Raw genomic sequence first — 19,909 nt, 5'->3', positions numbered from 1 at the left:
GGAACCTGTAACTCAACAGATCGTCCAACGGACTATGATTATCCCCCTGAATAAGTAGTTAACCAAATGAAATCATATTTTCTAACTAAGTGGACAGGCACTGTTTTTGCTGCTTTTCCGGGGCCGCCACACTGATTTACGGCACTCTTCAATACTGGGGGAACAGACCATGAAAATTGTTATTGCACCCGATTCCTTTAAGGAGTGTCTTACCGCAGCCAAAGTAGCACAGGCCATTGCAACCGGTTTGCAGCAGGTCCTGCCGGATGCCGAGTGCATCAAGGTTCCGGTTGCCGACGGTGGCGAAGGTACGCTGCAGTCACTGGTGGACGCTACCGGTGGCACACTGGTGGATGTTGCGGTAACCGGCCCAATGGGAGAGACCGTTCAGGCCTGCTTCGGCCTGCTGGGTGATGCTGAAACCGCTGTCATTGAAATGGCCGGGGCTTCAGGTATTGAGCTGGTACCCAGGGATCAACGCAACCCGATGCTCAGTACCACCCGGGGGACCGGAGAGTTGATTCTCAGCGCCCTGGACCAGGGCATTAAACGCATCATCGTCGGTATTGGCGGCAGTGCCACTAACGACGGTGGCTCAGGTATGATGCAGGCACTGGGGGTAAAACTGCTGGATGCTGATGGCCGGGAGCTGCCCCGGGGTGGTGCAGCGCTGTCACGTCTGTGTCGCATTGATACCGGTGCGATGGATAGACGACTCCAGACCATCGAGTTTATTGCGGCCTGCGATGTGGACAATCCACTTACCGGAGCCAATGGTGCCTCAGCAGTGTTTGGTCCCCAGAAAGGGGCGACTCCTGAGATGGTCGAACAACTGGACCAGGCATTGACACACTATGCCAGCGTTCTGCAACGGGACCTTGGCAAAGATGTTGGGCAACAGCCGGGAGCAGGCGCTGCCGGAGGCATGGGTGCTGCCCTGCTGGCGTTTCTGGATGCTGAACTGAAACCGGGTATTGACATCGTCATGGATGCCGTCGGCCTGGCAGAAAAACTGATCGGCGCTGATCTGGTGATTACCGGAGAGGGCCGGATTGATGGACAAACCGCGCAGGGAAAAACACCCGTGGGGGTTGCCCGGATTGCCAAACAGTTCAATCTTCCGGTGATTGCTCTGGCTGGCTCTGTGGGTTCCGATGTTGACGCGGTCTACGACTGTGGCATTGATGCGTTGTTCCCGATTGTTCACGGTGCAGTCCCACTGTCCGAGGCCCTGGCCAAAGGTGAGGAGAACCTGATCCGGGCAGCCAGAAACCTGGCCAGTGCCTTAATACTCCTGCGGTAATATTTTTGTTTTAACCACAAAGACACAAAGTAAAAGCATTTTTTTTGTTTGATCTTTGCTCTTACCAGTCTTCTTTGTGCCTTTGTGGTGCAAAGCGTCTGTTAATCAGCGTCAGGATTCATACCTTCCTGTTTGTGCTCCCCCACTGCAACCAATAGTGCAGGATGATACGACCATGCCGATATGGGCTATGAACTCCTTCATTTTTACCAGACTCAGCTTTACCCGGGATTGTTCATGGCCAAAGAACCTGAAGATAAAACTCAGCCCGATGATAACAGTGGCAATGTCATCGATATGTTCACCCGCAAGCCTCTGGACGAGGTTAACCTTCATCAGATTGTGCGCATTGCTCCTGAACTGGACGGTATGGAAATGCTCTACAGCAATGATGCCAATCCGGGCAAGCTGTTCAGCATGAAAATTCTCTGCTGGGCAATGATGAAAGACGGCACGGTTGATGCCCTCATTCCCTGGCTGAATAAGGTGGTACCTGCCCGTGAGCTCAATGACCCATTAAATGGCCACTGGGAAGGTTACTTTGACAAGATACACGACCATGCATTTTTTGACGTACCGGATCACAAGGTTGCGGAACTGGAAAACGCGGCCAATTACTACCCACCCATAGAGTCTGATGAAGCTGTCATTATTCAGGAAATCCCCGACACCATCGGCACCCATGCCATTCTGACCGAAGACCAGTTTAAAACGATTGTACTGGTTCATGTAACCAGCTGGCGTTTATACAACGATGGCCGGGTCATGGCCATGGTAGCCGATGATAAAAAGGTCGAAAACACACCGGTACTACCGGGCGATGAATGCCTGTTTGCGGCCCAGGATCACGAACACTTCCATTACTTTTTCCATTATGTCATTGCGAATAAAATCAAACGTGGAGATCCGGAAGCTTTAGCAGCATTTACCCACCTGGTAGAAGGTTAATCCTTCTGCTATTGCCTGAATTAACCTGCACACTGCGAAACCACTTTCCAACCATTTCTGATTCCTTGTCAACCACAAAGTCGAGAGCTAGATTTTCCGGACTATTTAAAGAGAATAAAATTATGGATCTGAGTGCTGACAAAGCATTTGCTACTGATCACACATATTCCAAACCCAGAACTTTTGAGGACTTTGTTACCAAGACTACCTCCAGTGCTGAGGACGTACTGAAAAAGGCCAGGAGCTTTGGCTTTCGGGATGTTGATGTCCACTTTGGCTCCAAAAAAATTCCTCCGTGTGAAGATGATGACCAAACCATTTACATTCTTGATGGCAAGCGTTTCTGTTTTACTGGTTTAACAAAAAATACCGTGGATCAGAGAACCCCCAGGCTGGTCAAAAAATTTTTCACTCCTCCCATTCTGAGGAAAATATGTCAGTCTGATAATACCAGGGTGGAAGCTGCCTATGAAATGATTGGAAAAGCGTTTAAGTATCACGATTTCATTGAGGAAAGCGCCTGGAAATTCAGGCCAAAGAAAGAAAAACTCCTGGATTTTTTAAAAAGGAACAGTGACGGAGATCACTTCAAGTTTCTACGAGATATTTCCCTGGGAATGAAAGACGGACCAAATATTTCAGCTGATCGCAATGGCTATTACCTTTTGGCGCTTTGGGTTGAGTTATCAAATGCAATGTCTCCGGACTTTCATAGAAAAGATCTGTTCAAATGGAGAGATTTTGCCGTTGTAAAATGTCGACCTGAAAGACATAAACGAAAACCAATTCCTGAAATACTCATACCACGGCCGCGCAAAAAATTGAGAGTTGAAGAAAAAAACGACGCCTCCCCCTCAGCCGTAAACATTACGCTTTCAGGTTCCGGTAACAATCATCAGTGTTTGCCAGATAATCAACAGAAAAAGGCCGATACACAAAAACCATCAGATTTGGAGAGAACCTCAGCACAGCCCGATGCTGAGCATGATGCCGGAATTGAACAGCCAACCAGCCAGAACAATAAAGAACCTTTGGTGGATGCTTCTTCGTGTAGAGAAAACGTAACGCCTCAAAAAAGACTGACAAATTCTACATGCGATCCTCTACAGCCCAGTAAAATCAATAAACTGACGACAGAAACTGAGGTTTTACCCGTCAGAAATGAGCAGTTGCGAGAAAACCACAGTACCTTCTTAGAGATAAATGCCAAAGATTATGTGCCATCATGCAGTAATACCGACGACTCAGCTGTTTGCGACAGCGACCAATCAACTGTTTATGATAGCGACGAATCAACTGATTACGACAGCGACGAATCAACTGTTGATGATACGGATGAGGTCACTTGTGACAACACTGGCAGCCAAACTGCACAAAGCCATTCTATAGAAAAAGAAACAAGAGAAGAAAGTGAAAGTGAAAGTGAAAGTGAAAGTGAAAGTGAAATAACGATTCTAAAGGTCAACCATCTTTCTCAACAAGTCATAAAGAACCTTGAGCGTCTTAAGCAAACGCAAACGCAAACCAACCGGCCAGTGGTATCAGTATCCCAGAAGAGGCAGATGATGGTCACTTTACACGAAGGGGTAACGATGATTAACGGCCTCAAGGCCATAAAGCATAAATAATGCCGGAAGCAAACCGCTTCCAGCATGTAGAACATTTACTTCCAGCCAGCCACAGAACTCCCTTTAAACAGCTCCGCAGCCCTGGTTTCCACCGCATCCGTCTGATACGACTTAACCAGGGCCAGTACACGCGGGTCTGCCTGATTATCTTCACGGGTGACGATGATGTTCACATAGGGAGAGTCCTTATCTTCCACCAGCAGGGCATCACGGGTTGGGGTGTAACCCGCCGGTACCGCATAGGTGTTGTTGATAAAGGCCATATCCACATCATCCAGTGAGCGGGGCAGCTGAGCCGCATCCAGTTCAATAAACTGGAAGTCACGGGGATTTTCAATGATATCTGCCGGTGTTGCTTCCAGATTATTCACATCGTTCAGCTTAATAAAGCCACGCTGATGCAGAAGAATCAGTGTACGGCCTTCATTACTTGGGTCATTGGGAATAGCGATTTTGGCTCCATCCTGCAACTCACTGATGTCTTTCAACGTCTTTGAGTAAGCGGCAATGGGATAAACAAAGGTGTTACCAACGGCAACCAGCTTAAAGCCCCGGTCACGCACCATACTGTCCAGGTAAGGGCGATGCTGGAATGCATTGGCATCAATACTGCCGTCCGACAGCGCTACGTTTGGCGACACATAATCAGAGAACTCCACCAGCTCCACAGCCACATTATGGTCCTGTCTGGCGATGTCTACCGCCACTTTCATCACATCGGCCTCAGGCCCCGCCATCACCCCCACCTTCAGCGGGCCTTCTGGATCATCCGACTGACCACAGCCTGCCAGCAATGCTGCTGACGCTAATACCGCCGAACTGGCCAGGATTTTTACTGTTTTTAGAATATTAAAAGTCATTGATTACTCCCGGACTTTAACAACATGCCATCAACATTAGTGACGTTGATGGATTCCCACCTTACAAATAATTATTAGTGACTGCGATCATAATAGTGCTGCAGGCGATCACCCACCATCTGCAGCAATTGCACCAGGGCAATCAACACCACCACCGTGGCCAGCATGATGACTCCATCAAACCGCTGGTAGCCATAACGGATGCCCAGGTCACCAAGACCGCCGCCACCAATGGCACCGGCCATGGCCGAGTAGCTCACCAGTGTTACCAGCGTAATGGTCATGCCATTAATCAGCCCGGGCCTGGCCTCCGGCAGCAACACCCGGGTAACAATCTGCAACGGGCTGGCCCCCATGGACTGGGCGGCCTCCACCAATCCGGAAGGCACTTCATTCAAGGCACCTTCGGCAATGCGGGCAACAAACGGGATCGCCGCCACGGTCAGTGGCACAATCGCGGCGGTGGTACCAATGGAAGTACCGGTCAACAGTCGCGTCAACGGGATGATAGCCACCATCAGAATAATAAAAGGAATGGAACGCCCGGCGTTGACCATACCGCCCAGAACCAGGTTGGCAATGCGGTTTTCCAGAATACGCCCTTCCCGGGTCACGTAGAGCAGCACTCCCAGCGGGATACCGAGCAGAAAGCTGATGCCTCCGGAAAAGGCCACCATATAGAGGGTTTCCCAGAGCGCCTTGAACAACAGTGACCATGCATCAGCTGACATAACCAATCACCTCTACCTGGACCGTATTGTCTGGTGAGTTATGCAAGCCCTGCAAAAACTGCAGCGACTGCTCAATGCCTTCCGGCTCACCCATAATTTCCACCATCAAAAAGCCCATGGCTTTTTCATTGACCGTTTCAATATCTGCCTGCAGGATATTAAAGTCCGTGTTGAACTGTCTTGCCGCCCTGGTAATCAACGGCTGGACAACCCCCTGCCCGACAAAGGTAATGCGCACCACCGGCCTGGCACCTTCACAGGGCTCAGACTGGAACCGGGCTTCAATTTCTGCCACCGGCTTTTCATGAATCGCACTGCGCACAAACTCTTTGGCCAGATCCGTCCGGGGGTTAAGAAAGAACTGCTCTACCTCATTCTCTTCAATGATCTTGCCAAAGCTCATAATGGCCACTCGATCACAGATGGTTTTCACCACATCCATCTCATGGGTAATGATCAGAATGGTAATTTTAAGCTGACGGTTGATGTCTTTCAGCAGGGCAAGAATTGACCGGGTAGTCTGCGGGTCCAGTGCGGACGTGGCTTCATCGCACAACAGCACTTTCGGCTTACTGGCCAGGGCCCGGGCAATGGCCACCCGCTGTTTCTGACCGCCGGACAGCTGGGCAGGATAACTGTTTCTTTTCGAGTCCAGCCCGGTCAGTTCCAGCAGGGGCAGAACGGCCTGTTCTATTTCTGATTTGCTGGCACCGGCCAACTCCAGGGGAAGAGCGACATTATCATACACAGTGCGGCTGGACAGCAGATTGAAATGCTGAAAAATCATTCCAATGTTGTGACGGGCCTGACGCAATAATTTCTCTGGTAGCAGAGTCAGGTCCTGACCATCCACCAGCACCTGGCCGGAAGTTGGTTTCTCCAGTAAGTTGACGCAACGAATCAGCGTGCTTTTCCCTGCGCCACTGGAGCCAATCACACCGTAGATGGCACCTTCAGGCACCGACAGATTTACTCCGTCAATGGCCTTGACCTCGGTACCCCCGGCGGCAAACACCTTGGTCAGGTTATTCAATTCAATCATATGCATAAAAAAACCACCCTGATGCTAACAGAGTGGTTTCATAAGGAATTCTTAATTGAAACCCTTCTTTTAGCGGAATTTGTAATGCGCTCGCAAGCCAAGGTCAAATCAGCGCATGGCGTGACAAACTATCCAAAATAGTGATTTCTGTCAACTTTCTCACTCTCCCGGTCTCACCTCCGGATACCTTCAAACGGCAGACAGAATAGCGGTTATACCTGAAATACTGCACGGAAAAAATCAGCGGTCCCGGTATCAGGGCAGGATCTATGTGATAGAGAAAAGGTGCGGCAACAACCGCCATGCCAAAGCCGATGGTTCCCTGGACAATAGCCCCCAGGCCAACAACCCCCATGGCAGCAACAACGTGCAGAAGTGACAGTTCCATGCAACGACATCCAGCCTTAGAAATTAACTCAGGCTCTGTTATATTGTTTTTTCGAATAAAAAAATAAGAATAAATTATATATAGTTAGCGATAGCCAAAACATAGGTACTGGTCACTTTTTTTCCTGCTGTGTACCTAATCACTGGACAATTGACGTTTGTCTTATTTAATTGAAGAAGAAGGAATATTTTTATTCAGTCATGGTTGCCATTTTTCCAGATTTTGGATGTGTACAGGAACCATGAAATAACGAACAGATGTCGTCAGGTATTTGCGCAGTTTGACCGCTATTCCCAGGAATGGCTGCCCGGCTTCATCCTATAACACCCATAACCAACTGGGCAGGTACTATTATGGAGCTTTTCTTCAAAGACTTTATCATGCTCTGGTCCACCATTGACCCGGTCGGCACTCTGGCACTGTTCACTGGACTGACGGCACGATTGTCAGAAACGCAAAAACGCCGAGTCGCCCTGAAAGCGACCATTTACGCCTTTGTTATTCTCCTTTCGGCACTGGTTCTTGGTCAGATTATTCTAAAGGCGATGAACATTCAGCTGATCTCCCTGCAGCTGGCAGGCGGAATCATCCTGTTCCTGTTCGGCTTGCAGATGATTTTTTCTGACCCTGAAGACAGTTCCGGATCCAGGGAACCCGGTCATCAACTGGCCGTATTCCCTCTGGCGGTCCCTTCCATTGCCAGCCCCGGGGCCATTATGGCGGTGATTGTACTGACCGACAATCACGTCAAAACCTTCAGCCAGCAGGCCATGACCGCCGGTGCCATGACGCTGGTGCTTCTGGTCACCTGTGGCCTGATGCTGTTTGCCGACCGGATCTTTCGGGTGATTGGCCACAATGGCTCGGCCATTATCATCCGGGTAATGGGCATGATACTGGCCGCACTGTCGGTAGAACTGGTGATGACCGCCCTAGGGGTTCAGCGCTGGATGAGTTAGGAATGGTCAATAAGCTGCCTGCCGCCCGAAAAAGACAGCCTGCTTATGCTTATGCGGAAGGCGGGCAACGGGAAGCGCTTAGGAATTGTCTTTTATTTCCGTTCACCCTGAGCTTGTCGAAGGGTCGTGCCACCGAACTTCGACAAGCTCAGTCCGAACGGAGTCAGGCAATGAAAATAGGGAAGTTATTTCCTTAGCTCCCAAGCCCCATCATCGACTTATAGTGCTTTCGACAAACAGAAAGATAGCGGTCATTGCCCCCTATCTGCACCTGGCTGCCGCTTTTTACCGGCTTACCATCACCGTCAAGACGCAGCTGCATATTGGCCTTTTTCTCACAGCACTTGCAGATGCTTTTCAGCTCGGTAAGTTCATCAGCAATACTGAGCAACACTTCACTGCCGGCAAACGCCTTACCAAAAGCATCGGTGCGCAGGCCAAAGCAAAGTACCGGAATACCCAGCACATCCACCACATCCGACAGTTGCCACACCTGCTCCGGGGTCAGGAACTGTGCTTCATCGACCATAACACAGGCGATATAGTCTTCACTGTGCTCTCTGGCGATTTGCTGCTTCAGGTCATCACTCTGGGAAATGGCCACCGCTTCACTTTGCAGGCCAATCCTTGAGGTGATTCTGCCGACACCAAAACGATCATCAATCACCGGAGCCAGCAACAACACCCGTTTACCGGCACTCTCATAATTATGAGCTGACTGCAGAAGATAGGTACTCTTGCCCGAATCCATGGAAGAAAAATAGAAATAAAGTGAAGCCATTACACGGTGATCCTTGGTGTTGATGGCCTCATTATTCCGTCATTGTCGCTTTATCTCCACCGAAATTTCCGTACCCCGGCTTCGGAAGATGACGCATGCGCTATCTATGGAAGTCGCGCAAATTTTGCTAGCCTTGCACTTTCCAAACGCTATCAACAGCACCTGACTGAATGAAACTGACGCCCCACCAGCAAGCAGTTGCCGACCACGATAAAGACCATGCCCTCTGTATTGCCGTGGCTGGCTCGGGCAAAACCTCAACCCTGGCACAACTGGTCAGCAACCTGCTGTGCAAAGAGACTGACCCGCGTCGATTGATGGTGATGATGTTTAATAAAGCGGCCCAGATCGACTTTTCCAGAAAGCTTCGCACCCTGGCCAGTGGTTCGTTGGCAGACATGCCGGAAAACCAGCGGCAGCTTCCGGAAATCAGAACCTACCACGCCACAGGTCTGAAACTGCTGAGAACTCTGGAAGGCTGGCAAATCAGAACCCCCTACAACAAACAACCGTTATCGGAGAAAGTCGTTGAGCTACAGGTCAGGACACTGATCCTGAAACTGGCACCGGAAACCATTAAGGACCGGATGCGCTCGGATGCCGCCCGTCTGATCGAAGCAGCCATCAGCTTTATTGAATCGGTCAAAGCCCATTTAACCAGCCCTGAGCTATGGTTTGAGCAATCCGGTTATACCGATGAGTATCGCTTTTTCATCAAACTGTTTCATCAGTTTGAGCAGTGGCGCCATCAACAACGATCAATCACCTTCACCGATATGCTGTACGACCCGGTGACTCTGATCCGGGCACATCCGGAACTGGTGCCTAAAGTGGCTGATAAAATGGACTTTATTATCGTTGATGAATACCAGGATACCTCAACCCTTCAGCATCAGTTTACCCGGCTGATTGCCGGACAGCGCGCCCGAATGATTGCCGTTGGCGATCCCGACCAGACGATCTACGAATTCGCCGGTGCCAATATCGACAACATTCTGAACCATTTCCAGCAGGACTATGGCACTACCGGTGACGTTAAAGAACTCACCATGCCCCATACCTTCCGTTATGGTCACAGTATTGCCCTGGCTGCCAGCCATTTAATCAGCCAGAACCGGTCCCGCAAAAATGTGCTCTGCATTGCCCATCCGGACAACGCGCCCTCCCTGATTCGCATCAGCCAACCGGGTGCAGACGACAGTCGTTTTGTGGTTGAGGCGCTGACCGAATATCTGGCATCCGGAACACCACCGGAAGATATTGCCATTCTGGTGCGGGTCTGGGCCCAGGCCGTGCCCATTGAGCTGAACCTGCTGGAAATAGGCCTTCCCTACAGCAGTGACGGCCCCTCGCTGTTTCAAAGGCCGGAAATTGCCTCACTGATCGATGCCATGACCCTGGCCAGTGGTGGCTTTGCCGGGCTACTGCCAGAGGTTCGTTCCCATAAGTTGGCCAGACTTCTGACCCTGCCCCATATCGGCCTTAAACAACAGTATATTGACTGGCTTTGCCAGCAGCTGAAGGACCAGAGCCACCAATTGGGTAAAACCCTGGGCAAGCTGGCAGCCAACATCAAAGACATCAGTGACTTTCAGGTGCGAAAACTGACACAAAGGGCAGAACTGTTCTCATGGCTGGAGCACAATGGCAACAAACACAAGGCCCATACGCTGATCGCCCGGTATATTCAACAATCCGAAATATACGACAGCCTCAAATCCATGAGCCTCAATGAACAGAGAACGGATGAACAGATTCTGGCAATCAAAGGTTTTCATCGTTTCCTCAAACAGCTGAACGAAGACACCGCCCACTGTTGCCTGCACATTGCTGAATTAATCGAGAAGCAGAAGCAACAGAAAGATCAGAGACAACAATCGAACCACGGCATCAAGCTCAGCTCCTGCCATCGCTCCAAGGGGTTGGAATGGCCGGTTGTGTTAATCCCCGGACTGACCCGCCAATACTGGCCGTTCCTCAGGGAAGATGAAATGGCTAACCTGTCGGCCAGGACCAGTAATGCTATTGAGTCTGAGCGTCGCCTGCTCTATGTCGCCATGACCCGCGCCAGACAGCAATTACACCTGTTTACCGCGCAGGGCGAGCTTACCTGCTTTTCCAAAAAAGACGCCAAAAAAGACGCCAGAAAAGATTCCCCAAAGCGTTTATGGTCGGCTAATGACCAACCCCTGGCCGGAAAAGATCGCCAGGACAGCATCAGCCCCTTTTTACTGGAAATGAACCTGCCCCATGTCTTATCCCTGGGCAACCTGCTCCATGAAGATGCCGATGACGACCTGGCTGAAGCCATCAATAAAATTGGTCTTACGCCAGTATCAAGACGTTACGTCTGCTCAGCCCGGGCGACACTGGCCGAACGACTGAAAGCAGTGCCCGACATTGCGATAAACGACGAATCCACGGGCTCTGCCAACACAGGAGCCAGTATACCCTCCGACGCGCCATGGCAGCTCAAGGCCATTATTGATCATGCCATCTTTGGTCGCGGAGAAGTGATTGAGGTTAATGACCGTAATTTCTCCATCCGTTTTGACAGTCGCCAACACGGCGTCAAACGGTTTGCCAGAATTGAAGAGGTTCGCCATCTATTCAGCGTGCTCTGAATTACCGTGGCTGTTTTTATACGACTATAAACGCTTATCCAGAAACACCTTGTTCATAATGCTGTTTTATGGAATTTTTCCTGCTGTTTTCAGTCCTAGTCATTATCTGCATCAAAACAGCCCAAAGAAATGAATAGCGTCAGCAGCAACACAAATCCCTCATTTACCTGTTCTATCTGCCTTGGTAGCAACGAAGTCACCACAGGGCAATCTGCCTGGCACAAAACACCGGTCCGAACTTCCTGCCAACCAAAACCTCATTTTTTCCACCTGGGATGCATCACCGAATGGCTTGACGGTGACCTGCAAAAGGGAAAAAGCCTCGATCAACGCCAATGCTGTGATTGCAAACAACCGGCACTGCCGCTGGTTCGTGTGAACGGGAGCCGCATCCTGGAAAATGATTCATTTTATTGTGAATCCCTGGTGCTTCATGTCTGTCGTACCGGGGATCTGACAACACTGAACAAGCTTCTGGCCCTTGATGCCAGTCTGGCAGCACAGATTTACCTCTCGGCGGTCACCGATTGGGCTGTATACCCGTTAGCTATCGCCATTGATTCCGGCCATATCGATTGCGCCCAGGCACTGATCAACCACCAGGCCGATGTCAAAGCCGCTGATCAGGAGGGTCGGACGCCCCTGCACATTGCGGCTGAGAATGGCAACGTCCAGTGCCTGAAATGGTTGGTTACCCATGGAGCAAGTGTCAATGCCACCAATAAGTTCTGCGAAACGCCCCTGCATATTGCCACCAAAATCGGCATCACCGAGGTCCGTCAACAATACGTTGCCAGGGGCTTAAATATCAATGAAGCCTTCTTTGGCTACCGGATGCTCAAACCGTATACCAGCAAAAAAGAAAACGACACAGGATGCCTGAAAGAGCTGCTTGCTAACAGCGAAGTAAATACCAATGCCAGTAATTACGATGGCGTCACGCCCCAGATGATCGCAGCATTATGGGGCAAATCCGAGCATCTGAAATTGCTGCTCGACGCAGGAGCAGATAGCAATATCGCCGATAATATAAACTGGACAGTTCTCCATTTCGCTGCCTTAAGCGACTGTCCAGACGCCATCGATTTGTTACTGCCCCATGTTCAACGCGACAAGGTCAGCAGGCAGGATATTTATGGTTTTACGGCTATCCACTTAGCGGCCATAAATAACTGTGCAGAGTCCCTCAAGGTGTTGCTGGCCACTCCCGGCTCCCGGGTCAATAAGCGGAGTTACAAGGGCTTGACCGCTCTCCACATCGCTGCAAAATACGATAATACAAAGTCCGTCGAGACACTACTGGCCAATCCAGACATCCGGGTCAATATGAAAACCAACAAGGGCTGGACCGCTCTCCAGATCGCTGCTAAACACGGCAATACAGGATCTCTCAAAGCGTTACTGGCCTCTCCCGGTATCCAGGTCAATAAAAAGGTTAATGGCAGGACGGCTCTCCACCTGGCGGCAACACACGGCCACTTCAGGTGTATCGAAGCGATGCTGTTCACTCCGGGCATCCAGATCGATGAGCATACTGACGATGGTATGTCGGCTCTTAGCCTGGCGACCATCCATGGCCACAGACGGTGCATGGATCTCCTGATTGTATTCGGGGCCTGACATCTGGAACACCAGCCGACAAATTAGCGGGACCCGGTTAACACTGGCATTGCATTCATTCAGCGTTGGTTGCCACAGAAAAATGCCTCCCGGGGAACCAAATAAGATAACGCAAACCGATTCAAGTCAGATAAAGCACATGCAAGTACCAGGCTCGGCCCAAAATAACCAGCCAGCGACTTCTTATCAAACTGAGCTGGACAACTGCCCTGTTTGTCTTTCGCCGTTTGCAGGAAAAAGAGTCGTGGTGACTGATTGTCGTCACATGTTTCACAGAAAATGCCTGAGGCGTTGGCGGCTGGAAGAAAATATCTGTCCTCTATGTAGAGCCACTCTTAACCAGAGGAGCGCCCAACAAAGGCCTATCGTCGAGCGCTACACCCCTTATCCAGATCCAAACACCCGTTCGTTATTTGCCGCCCGCCCCGGGCGCTGGTTCCCCTCCGGCCTGATGAGTTGGTTGAGCCAAACCGGCGCTCACCCCAGCCTGCAGGACCATGACGTTATGAGAGCCATGGCCAGCATGACTAGCGGGCGCAGCTCTCTTCGGATGACGCATGTAAACCAACTCCTCAGTCTCCCTTGCCTGCAGGAAAACGGCGCATTGAACCGACCCCTTTTTATGATCATTGCAAGCATGATGCGAGGGCGAGGGTTACCCCAAATGAGGGCGCTGGAACTATTCATCAATCACCCCCGCCTGCAGGAAAATGGCGCAGTGGACCTGTCACTTTTCTGCACCATTAGAAAAATGATGTTCGAGCGTGGGTTACCTCGAATAAGTGAGCTGGGCCGTTTCCTCAATCACCCCCGGCTGCAGGAAAATGGCGCATTGAACATGCCCCTTGTCACAGCCATTGCAGACATGATGGACAGGCGTGGGTTACCCCCAATGGGGCAGCTGGACCGACTCCTCAATCATCCCCGCCTGCAGGAAAATGGCACAGTGAACATACCCCTTTTCACAGCCATTGCAGGCATGATGGGCGGGCGCGGGTTACCTCGAACGGGGCAGCTGGAGCAACTCCTCAATCATCCCCGCCTGCAGGAAAATGGCGCATTGAACCTGCGCCTTTTCAGAGTCATTTCAGAACTGATGCCACGTCGTGGGCTACCCCAAATGGTGGAACTGGAGGCACTCCTCAATCACCCTCGCCTGCAGGAAAATGGCACCTTGAACCTGCCCCTTTTCAGGGCCATTGCGGGCATGAGGAACTATCACGGGTTGCCCCGAATGAGTCCGCTGGACCGCTTCCTTAATTACCCCTGCCTGCAGGAAAACGGCACATATAACCTGCCCCTATTCTACGCCATTACTGGCATGATGCATGGGCACGGGTTTCCTGGATTGCGTGAGTTGGAACGACTGGTCAAACACCCTCGCCTGCAGGAAAATGGCGCATTAAACATGCCCCTTTTCATCGCCATTGCAGGCATGATGCACCATCAAGGGTTACCCCGCATGGGGGAGCTGGAGCCACTCCTCAATCACCCCCGCCTGCAGGAAAATGGTGCATTAAACATACCTCTTTTCAGCGCTATTGCAGGCATGATGCACAGTCAGGGGTTACCCCAGTTGAGGGAGCTGGACCAACTCTTCAATCACCCTCACCTGCAGGAAAATGGCGCAGTGAACATGACCCTTTTCAGCGCCATTGCGGGCATGATGCACAAACAGGGGTTACCCCAATTAAGAGGACTGGAACAACTCCTCGATCACCCTCAACTGCAGGAAAATGGCACATTGAACCTGTTCCTGTTATGCAACATGGCTGTCGCCATGCACGGGCGCGGGATTCCATCTTCTGCTGAGGATTTGGACACTATGATCCGGCAATACCTATAGCGGTTACTGCCACTGACGGATTGATTGTTAGCAATACTAACCAGGAGGTCAGTTTAAAATCTCAAAAAATATAATAGCTTGGAAAAAATAATTAAATAGATAACAAAAAGGAACATTAATATGTTGAATTATATCAAGATGAAATCTCTTGCCCTGGGCCTTCTAAGTACCTTTGCCCTGATCAGTATCAGTTTCGCATCAGAGCCAATCTTTCATGGACAAAGCCCTGAAACTGAATCCTTTGCGGCAAAGCTTGGTATTGAACGCCAAGTGTATTATCCATCTGAATCCCAGCTATTTGCCTACTACGCCCATGTTGAAGCTGAATCCATGACAAAAGTGGACAGTGCCGAAGCCAAACAGGTCCATCATCAAATCAACCAATTGATTTCCGGTTTTACCCCCCGGGAACCGGATGCAATACACATGCACCTCGACCATCAGCACAAGGATAACGGCCGATTTGATGAGTTATACGATGTATTGCAGGCAAAAGCAGAGGAATTGGGACTAACTGTGTCTTTACGGGAAAATTCCAATGCCAGCCCTTCCCAGTACCCACCCATACAGCGTACCAGTGTTCTGGAAATTATGCTGGGAAAACCTGAAACAATGAACACATTGATCAATTACGCGGCCGACATCTATCAGCAGTACCTGGCAACAGAACAACTGAATCCGGCAGATTCATGCCTGTTTGTTCACCCCCAGTACACTCCGGACGAGAGTAATCCCGCAGAACAATACCTGTTCCATTACAAAGGGGACATCATGTTGAGTAATCCGGTCAACTGCGCTGTTTCCCACAACTATGCAATCAATCTGCTGAATAGATTACTGAACATGCAAGGAAGATAAAGCGCATATCATTAAGAATGAAAAATCAGCGCTATTTTAACAGACAGGCCAGTCCGGACATCCGGACTGGCCTGACACATGGTGTCAATGAGTTTGACGGGTTGTCGTGCCTCCGCACTTCGTTCGTCCTGAGCCTGTCAAAGGACCCATAGGGCCTAAAGGCGGAAACTCCGGACTCTGATAGATCGTGCCAAGCACCCTTCGACTCCGCTCAGGGTGAACGGAGATTGTGCTCGTCAAACTCATTGAAACCATGTACACAATGTTCATTCCCATGCCCGGGAGATATTTAAACGGTCATTAAGTTTACCTGCCCCGACCTTTTTTCTGCCGGGATGTTGGACTCTTTGATGTTCTGGAATTGCGATTATCCCACTGACCGCCCCGGGCTTTCTGGAAATCACCCTGCGATTGTATCCGCTGGCCAGATCTTCTTTGCCCCTTGTTTTCCTCTTCCGGAATCAATTGATGCTTACCGGAACCAATCAGGTCGGAACGATTCATATCCCGCAGGGCCTGGCGCAGGAAGGGCCAGTTTTTCGCATCATGGTAACGGAGAAAGGCCTTTTGCAAACGACGCTGATCCAATGTTCTTGGCGTATACAAACGGGGGCTTTTGTAGCTGATCCGCTTCAGCGGATTCTTCTGGGCATAATACATGGCCGTGGCCAGCGACATGGGCGATGGATAAAACGTTTGCACCTGATCCACACGGAACTTGTTTTTCTTCAGCCATAAAGAAAGGTTCAACATATCTTCATCTTCACAGCCGGGGTGAGCGGCAATAAAGTAAGGAATCAGATACTGTTTTTTACCTGCCTTTTGGGAGAAGTGTTCAAACATCTTTTTAAAGGCGTCATAGGTGCCCATCCCCGGCTTCATCATCAGATCGAGGGTGCCTTTTTCCGTATGTTCCGGGGCAATCTTTAAATAGCCACCCACATGGTGCGTCACCAGCTCTTCCACATATTCCGGGTCTTCCACCGCCAGGTCATAGCGCAGGCCGGAGGCAATGGCAATTTTCCTGATACCCGGCAGGGCACGGGCTTTCCGATACAGCTCTGTGGTCTTCTTGTGGGAGGTTTTCAGGTTTTTACAAATCCCCGGAAAGACACAGGAAAGTCTACGACAACTGGCCTGGATCTTGTCATCCTTGCAATTGAGATAGTACATATTGGCGGTTGGACCACCCAGGTCGGATATCTGCCCGGTAAAGCCCGGTACTTTTTCCCGAATATCTTCCAGTTCGGCAATCACCGATTCATGGGAGCGACTCTGGATAATACGACCTTCATGCTCAGTAATGGAACAGAAAGAACACCCTCCAAAACAGCCACGCATGATATTGACCGAGGTTTTGATCATCTCGTAGGCCGGAATATTGGCATTGCCATAAGACGGGTGTGGACGACGCTGGTAAAACAGGCCAAACACACCATCAATCTCAGGGGTTGCCAGGGGGATGGGTGGCGGGTTCACCCAGAGTTCACGGTTGCCATGCTTCTGTACCAGCACCCGGGCATTATGGGGGTTGGATTCCTGGTGCAGTACCCGGGAAGCATGGGCATAAAGCACCGGGTCTTTGCGCACCTTGTCAAATGATGGCAACCGTATGCAGGTGGAGGCCGGGTCCAGCTGCTGGTTGCGATGCAGAGGCATGGGGATAATGCGCACCGGCTGCACGTCATTCTCACCCGCTGACTCAGGCTGATTGCCGGTTTTGCTATCACAAACCGTCTCTTCTACCTCAGCATAAGGGCTCAGGCCATAAGCTTCTTCCAGGGACTGAATATCCCGGGGCCAGTCAATCCGTGATGAATCAATTTCAGTCCAGCCGGAAGGCAGCGCCGGTTTTATCACCACGGTTCCCCGGATATCATCAATCTCCCGAATGGTCATGCCTTTCGCCAATCGATCCGCCACTTCGGCCAGCGCCCGCTCGGCATTACCATAAAGCAGAATATCGGCGGTGGCATCGATCAATACGGAACGACGCACTTCATCACTCCAGTAATCATACTGGGCAATACGACGCAAACTGGCTTCAATACCACCAAGCACCACCGGAACATCACTGTATGCTTCCTTACAGCGCTGGCTATAGACGATCACCGACCGGTCCGGTCGCTTGCCCGGCTGTGCGTTCGGTGTATAGGCATCGTCATTACGCACTTTCAGGTCGGCAGTGTAGCGGTTAATCATGGAGTCCATGTTGCCGCCAGTCACACCGAAGAACAGGTTTGGCTTGCCCAGCCGTTTGAAATCTTCCGGGTTGCTCCAGTCCGGCTGAGCAATAATCCCAACCCGAAAACCCTGGGATTCCAGGAAACGGCCAATCACCGCCATACCAAAGCTGGGGTGGTCAACATAGGCGTCGCCGGTCACAATAATAATGTCGCAGGAATCCCAGCCAAGCGCATCCATCTCTTTACGGGACATGGGCAACCAGGGCGACGTGCCATAGCATTCAGCCCAGTACTTGGGATAGGAGAAAAGGTCCGGTGCGGTTTTCGGTGTGGGCATGGATTCTTGGGTGCTGTGATGAAAAACCGGCTATTTTCACAGAAATCGCCCGTCAGTCCTACCCCGGTATTTAAATCAACAACCACCAAATAGCGAAAGGTTAATAAGACAAACCGGCCCATTGCCATAAAAAACTGTCAATACAACGAAGACTACAGCCCTTTATGCTCTCCCTCTCAGGGTAGACATTAAGGAATTCATGTCAGAAAACCGGTTACTTTTTAATGTCTACCGTAAGTGCTCTCCCTTCACCTGCTCTCGCAACGCTCTCTTTAATACTTTACCCGTGGCACTGAGCGGGAATTCCTGAAAAATCCGTACATAGCGCGGGTATTTGTAGTCCCCAAGCTGTTGCCGTGCCCAGGTCTTCACCAATTCCGGCGACAGCTCACAACCTTCACGCAGGATCAGGCAGGCCATAATCTCTTCAACGTAATAATCATCAGGTACCCCAATGACCGCCGCCTGCATAATATCGGGATGAGCGAGCAACACCTCCTCAACCTCACGGGGGTAAACATTAAAACCGCCACGTATAACCAGATCTTTCTTCCGGTCTACTATGTAGTAGTTACCCGCTTCATCACAGCGGGCAATATCGCCGGTTCGGAACCAGCCATCTTGCAACACCGCTGCCGTCTGTTCCGGCTTGTTAAAGTACCCTTTCATCACGTTATGACCACGAATGGCCAGCTCACCATCCTGACCAAAAGGCAGAGCATTTCCCTCATCGTCAACCACTTTCAGTGCTACACCGGGAATCGGCCGACCAATGGAGCCGGGAATGCGTGCCTGATCCAGAGTATTGAAACAGGCGACCGGCGACGTCTCCGAGAGACCATAACCTTCAAGAAGGGTGACGTTGAAATTGCCCTCAAATGCCTGCAAAACATCTACAGGCATAGGGCCTCCACCACTGACACACAACCGCAACTTATCGGTAATGGCCTGTCGTTCACCGGCAGACAACTCCGCCTGCGCACCATTCAGGGCAATATACATGGTGGGTACACCAGCGAAATAGCTGATCTGCTCCTGCGCCAGCAGCTTCAGGGTTGTCAATGCCTCGAAACGAACCATCAACACCATGGTGGATGCTGATGCCACGGCATGGAGCATATGGGCCGTCTGGGCAAAACTATGGAACAACGGCAAAACCACCAGATGACTATCATTGACACCGGTCATCAATAAGGCCGAGCAGATAAGCGCATTCATCGACAGGTTATAGTGAGTCAGCTCAGCACCTTTTGGCCGTCCGGTGGTGCCGGACGTATAGAGAATGGCGGCAGTATCTTCCGGGGCCCTGTCCTGCGGGTCGGCCATTGAGCCGCCGGATAGCAATGCGGATAGCGTGGACTCACCTCGCCATTCATCCTGGCTGAGGTCTACGGTAATAACAAAAAAGTGTTCACAGCTGCTCACCCGTTGACAGGCTTCAAGTCCAAACTGCCCCAATGGCAGTTCATCCGAACCTTGAAAACACAGATAGGCGACAGCCTGACTGTCGGTAAGATGATAGGCGATCTCTTTTGGCTTCAGCAGAATATTCAACGGCACCACAACCGCACCGGCACTGAGAATACCGTAATAAACCATCATGAATTGGGGAATATTCGGGCAACTGACCGCCACCCGGTCACCGGGCCGGATACCTGTTTGCTGCAACCCCTGACCAATAGTGGCTGCCGTATCTTTTAATACCTGATAACTGATACGCCGTTCACCCGCAACAATGGCGGTTTTATCGGGATAAACAGCAGCGCTCCGGAACAGGAAATCAGCAAGATTGGGCATG

Annotated in this window: 15 protein-coding genes; 8 read left to right on the top strand and 7 right to left on the bottom strand. The window is 50.8% G+C overall.

Annotated features, from left to right (window positions below):
• Window positions 1–169 precede the first annotated feature (169 nt).
• From ACO6VE_RS07940 to ACO6VE_RS07930, 3 genes are all read left to right on the top strand, one after another.
• Window positions 170–1,303 carry a glycerate kinase gene (locus ACO6VE_RS07940; protein WP_422446025.1) on the top strand — a complete coding sequence of 378 codons (1,134 nt, stop codon included), beginning with the start codon at window positions 170–172 and terminating at the stop codon, window positions 1,301–1,303.
• A 237-nt stretch (window positions 1,304–1,540) separates the two neighbouring features.
• Window positions 1,541–2,251, top strand: a complete 711-nt coding sequence (locus ACO6VE_RS07935; protein WP_422446027.1) for a hypothetical protein — start codon at window positions 1,541–1,543, stop codon at window positions 2,249–2,251.
• Between the two features lie 122 nt (window positions 2,252–2,373).
• Window positions 2,374–3,879, top strand: a complete 1,506-nt coding sequence (locus ACO6VE_RS07930; protein ID WP_422446029.1) for a hypothetical protein — start codon at window positions 2,374–2,376, stop codon at window positions 3,877–3,879.
• Between the two features lie 35 nt (window positions 3,880–3,914).
• Here the strand turns inward: ACO6VE_RS07930 and ACO6VE_RS07925 are convergent, their stop codons facing one another.
• The 4 genes from ACO6VE_RS07925 to ACO6VE_RS07910 all read right to left on the bottom strand — a co-directional run bounded on the left by ACO6VE_RS07925 (window position 3,915) and on the right by ACO6VE_RS07910 (window position 6,900).
• A complete protein-coding gene (locus ACO6VE_RS07925) occupies window positions 3,915–4,739 on the bottom strand; it encodes a MetQ/NlpA family ABC transporter substrate-binding protein (protein WP_422446031.1) in 825 nt (274 codons plus the stop codon).
• A 74-nt stretch (window positions 4,740–4,813) separates the two neighbouring features.
• Window positions 4,814–5,470, bottom strand: coding sequence for a methionine ABC transporter permease (locus ACO6VE_RS07920; protein WP_422446033.1), 657 nt, complete (start codon window positions 5,468–5,470; stop codon window positions 4,814–4,816).
• On the bottom strand, window positions 5,460–6,512 hold the full coding sequence (locus ACO6VE_RS07915) for a methionine ABC transporter ATP-binding protein (protein WP_422446161.1): 1,053 nt from the start codon (window positions 6,510–6,512) through the stop codon (window positions 5,460–5,462). The genes ACO6VE_RS07920 and ACO6VE_RS07915 overlap by 11 nt, the downstream gene beginning before the upstream one ends.
• A gap of 103 nt (window positions 6,513–6,615) precedes the next feature.
• Window positions 6,616–6,900 (bottom strand): hypothetical protein, encoded by a 285-nt coding sequence (locus ACO6VE_RS07910; RefSeq protein WP_422446035.1) that lies wholly within the window; start codon window positions 6,898–6,900, stop codon window positions 6,616–6,618.
• A 353-nt stretch (window positions 6,901–7,253) separates the two neighbouring features.
• Between ACO6VE_RS07910 and ACO6VE_RS07905 the strand changes: the two genes are divergently transcribed.
• Window positions 7,254–7,859 carry a MarC family protein gene (locus ACO6VE_RS07905; protein WP_269674865.1) on the top strand — a complete coding sequence of 202 codons (606 nt, stop codon included), beginning with the start codon at window positions 7,254–7,256 and terminating at the stop codon, window positions 7,857–7,859.
• 193 nt (window positions 7,860–8,052) lie between these two features.
• Here ACO6VE_RS07905 and ACO6VE_RS07900 read toward each other — a convergent pair whose 3' ends face one another.
• The gene (locus ACO6VE_RS07900) at window positions 8,053–8,640 is read right to left on the bottom strand and encodes a thymidine kinase (RefSeq protein WP_422446037.1); all 588 of its coding nucleotides are present in this window, start codon (window positions 8,638–8,640) and stop codon (window positions 8,053–8,055) included.
• A 170-nt stretch (window positions 8,641–8,810) separates the two neighbouring features.
• Between ACO6VE_RS07900 and ACO6VE_RS07895 the strand changes: the two genes are divergently transcribed.
• The 4 genes from ACO6VE_RS07895 (at window position 8,811) to ACO6VE_RS07880 (ending at window position 15,588) form a co-directional block, all read left to right on the top strand.
• A complete protein-coding gene (locus ACO6VE_RS07895) occupies window positions 8,811–11,264 on the top strand; it encodes an ATP-dependent helicase (RefSeq protein ID WP_422460716.1) in 2,454 nt (817 codons plus the stop codon).
• 129 nt (window positions 11,265–11,393) lie between these two features.
• Complete coding sequence (locus ACO6VE_RS07890) at window positions 11,394–12,884, top strand: ankyrin repeat domain-containing protein (RefSeq protein ID WP_422446041.1); 1,491 nt, start codon at window positions 11,394–11,396, stop codon at window positions 12,882–12,884.
• A 139-nt stretch (window positions 12,885–13,023) separates the two neighbouring features.
• The gene (locus ACO6VE_RS07885) at window positions 13,024–14,730 is read left to right on the top strand and encodes an RING finger protein (RefSeq protein WP_422446043.1); all 1,707 of its coding nucleotides are present in this window, start codon (window positions 13,024–13,026) and stop codon (window positions 14,728–14,730) included.
• Window positions 14,731–14,850: 120 nt separating this feature from the next.
• On the top strand, window positions 14,851–15,588 hold the full coding sequence (locus ACO6VE_RS07880; RefSeq protein WP_422446045.1) for a hypothetical protein: 738 nt from the start codon (window positions 14,851–14,853) through the stop codon (window positions 15,586–15,588).
• Between the two features lie 306 nt (window positions 15,589–15,894).
• Here ACO6VE_RS07880 and ACO6VE_RS07875 read toward each other — a convergent pair whose 3' ends face one another.
• Together ACO6VE_RS07875 and ACO6VE_RS07870 are read right to left on the bottom strand one after the other, a co-directional pair.
• Entirely contained in the window at window positions 15,895–18,111 is a 2,217-nt protein-coding gene (locus ACO6VE_RS07875) for a YgiQ family radical SAM protein (RefSeq protein ID WP_422446047.1), read from the bottom strand.
• Between the two features lie 228 nt (window positions 18,112–18,339).
• Window positions 18,340–19,908: a long-chain-fatty-acid--CoA ligase gene (locus tag ACO6VE_RS07870; RefSeq protein ID WP_422460714.1), complete on the bottom strand. Its 1,569-nt coding sequence runs from the start codon at window positions 19,906–19,908 to the stop codon at window positions 18,340–18,342.
• Window position 19,909: the final 1 nt, after the last annotated feature.

Source organism: Endozoicomonas sp. ALB115 (assembly GCF_049310245.1).
Lineage (GTDB): Bacteria > Pseudomonadota > Gammaproteobacteria > Pseudomonadales > Endozoicomonadaceae > Endozoicomonas.
The sequence above is the reverse complement of the archived record's forward strand: the minus strand, read 5'-3'. Positions and strand labels throughout refer to the sequence as shown.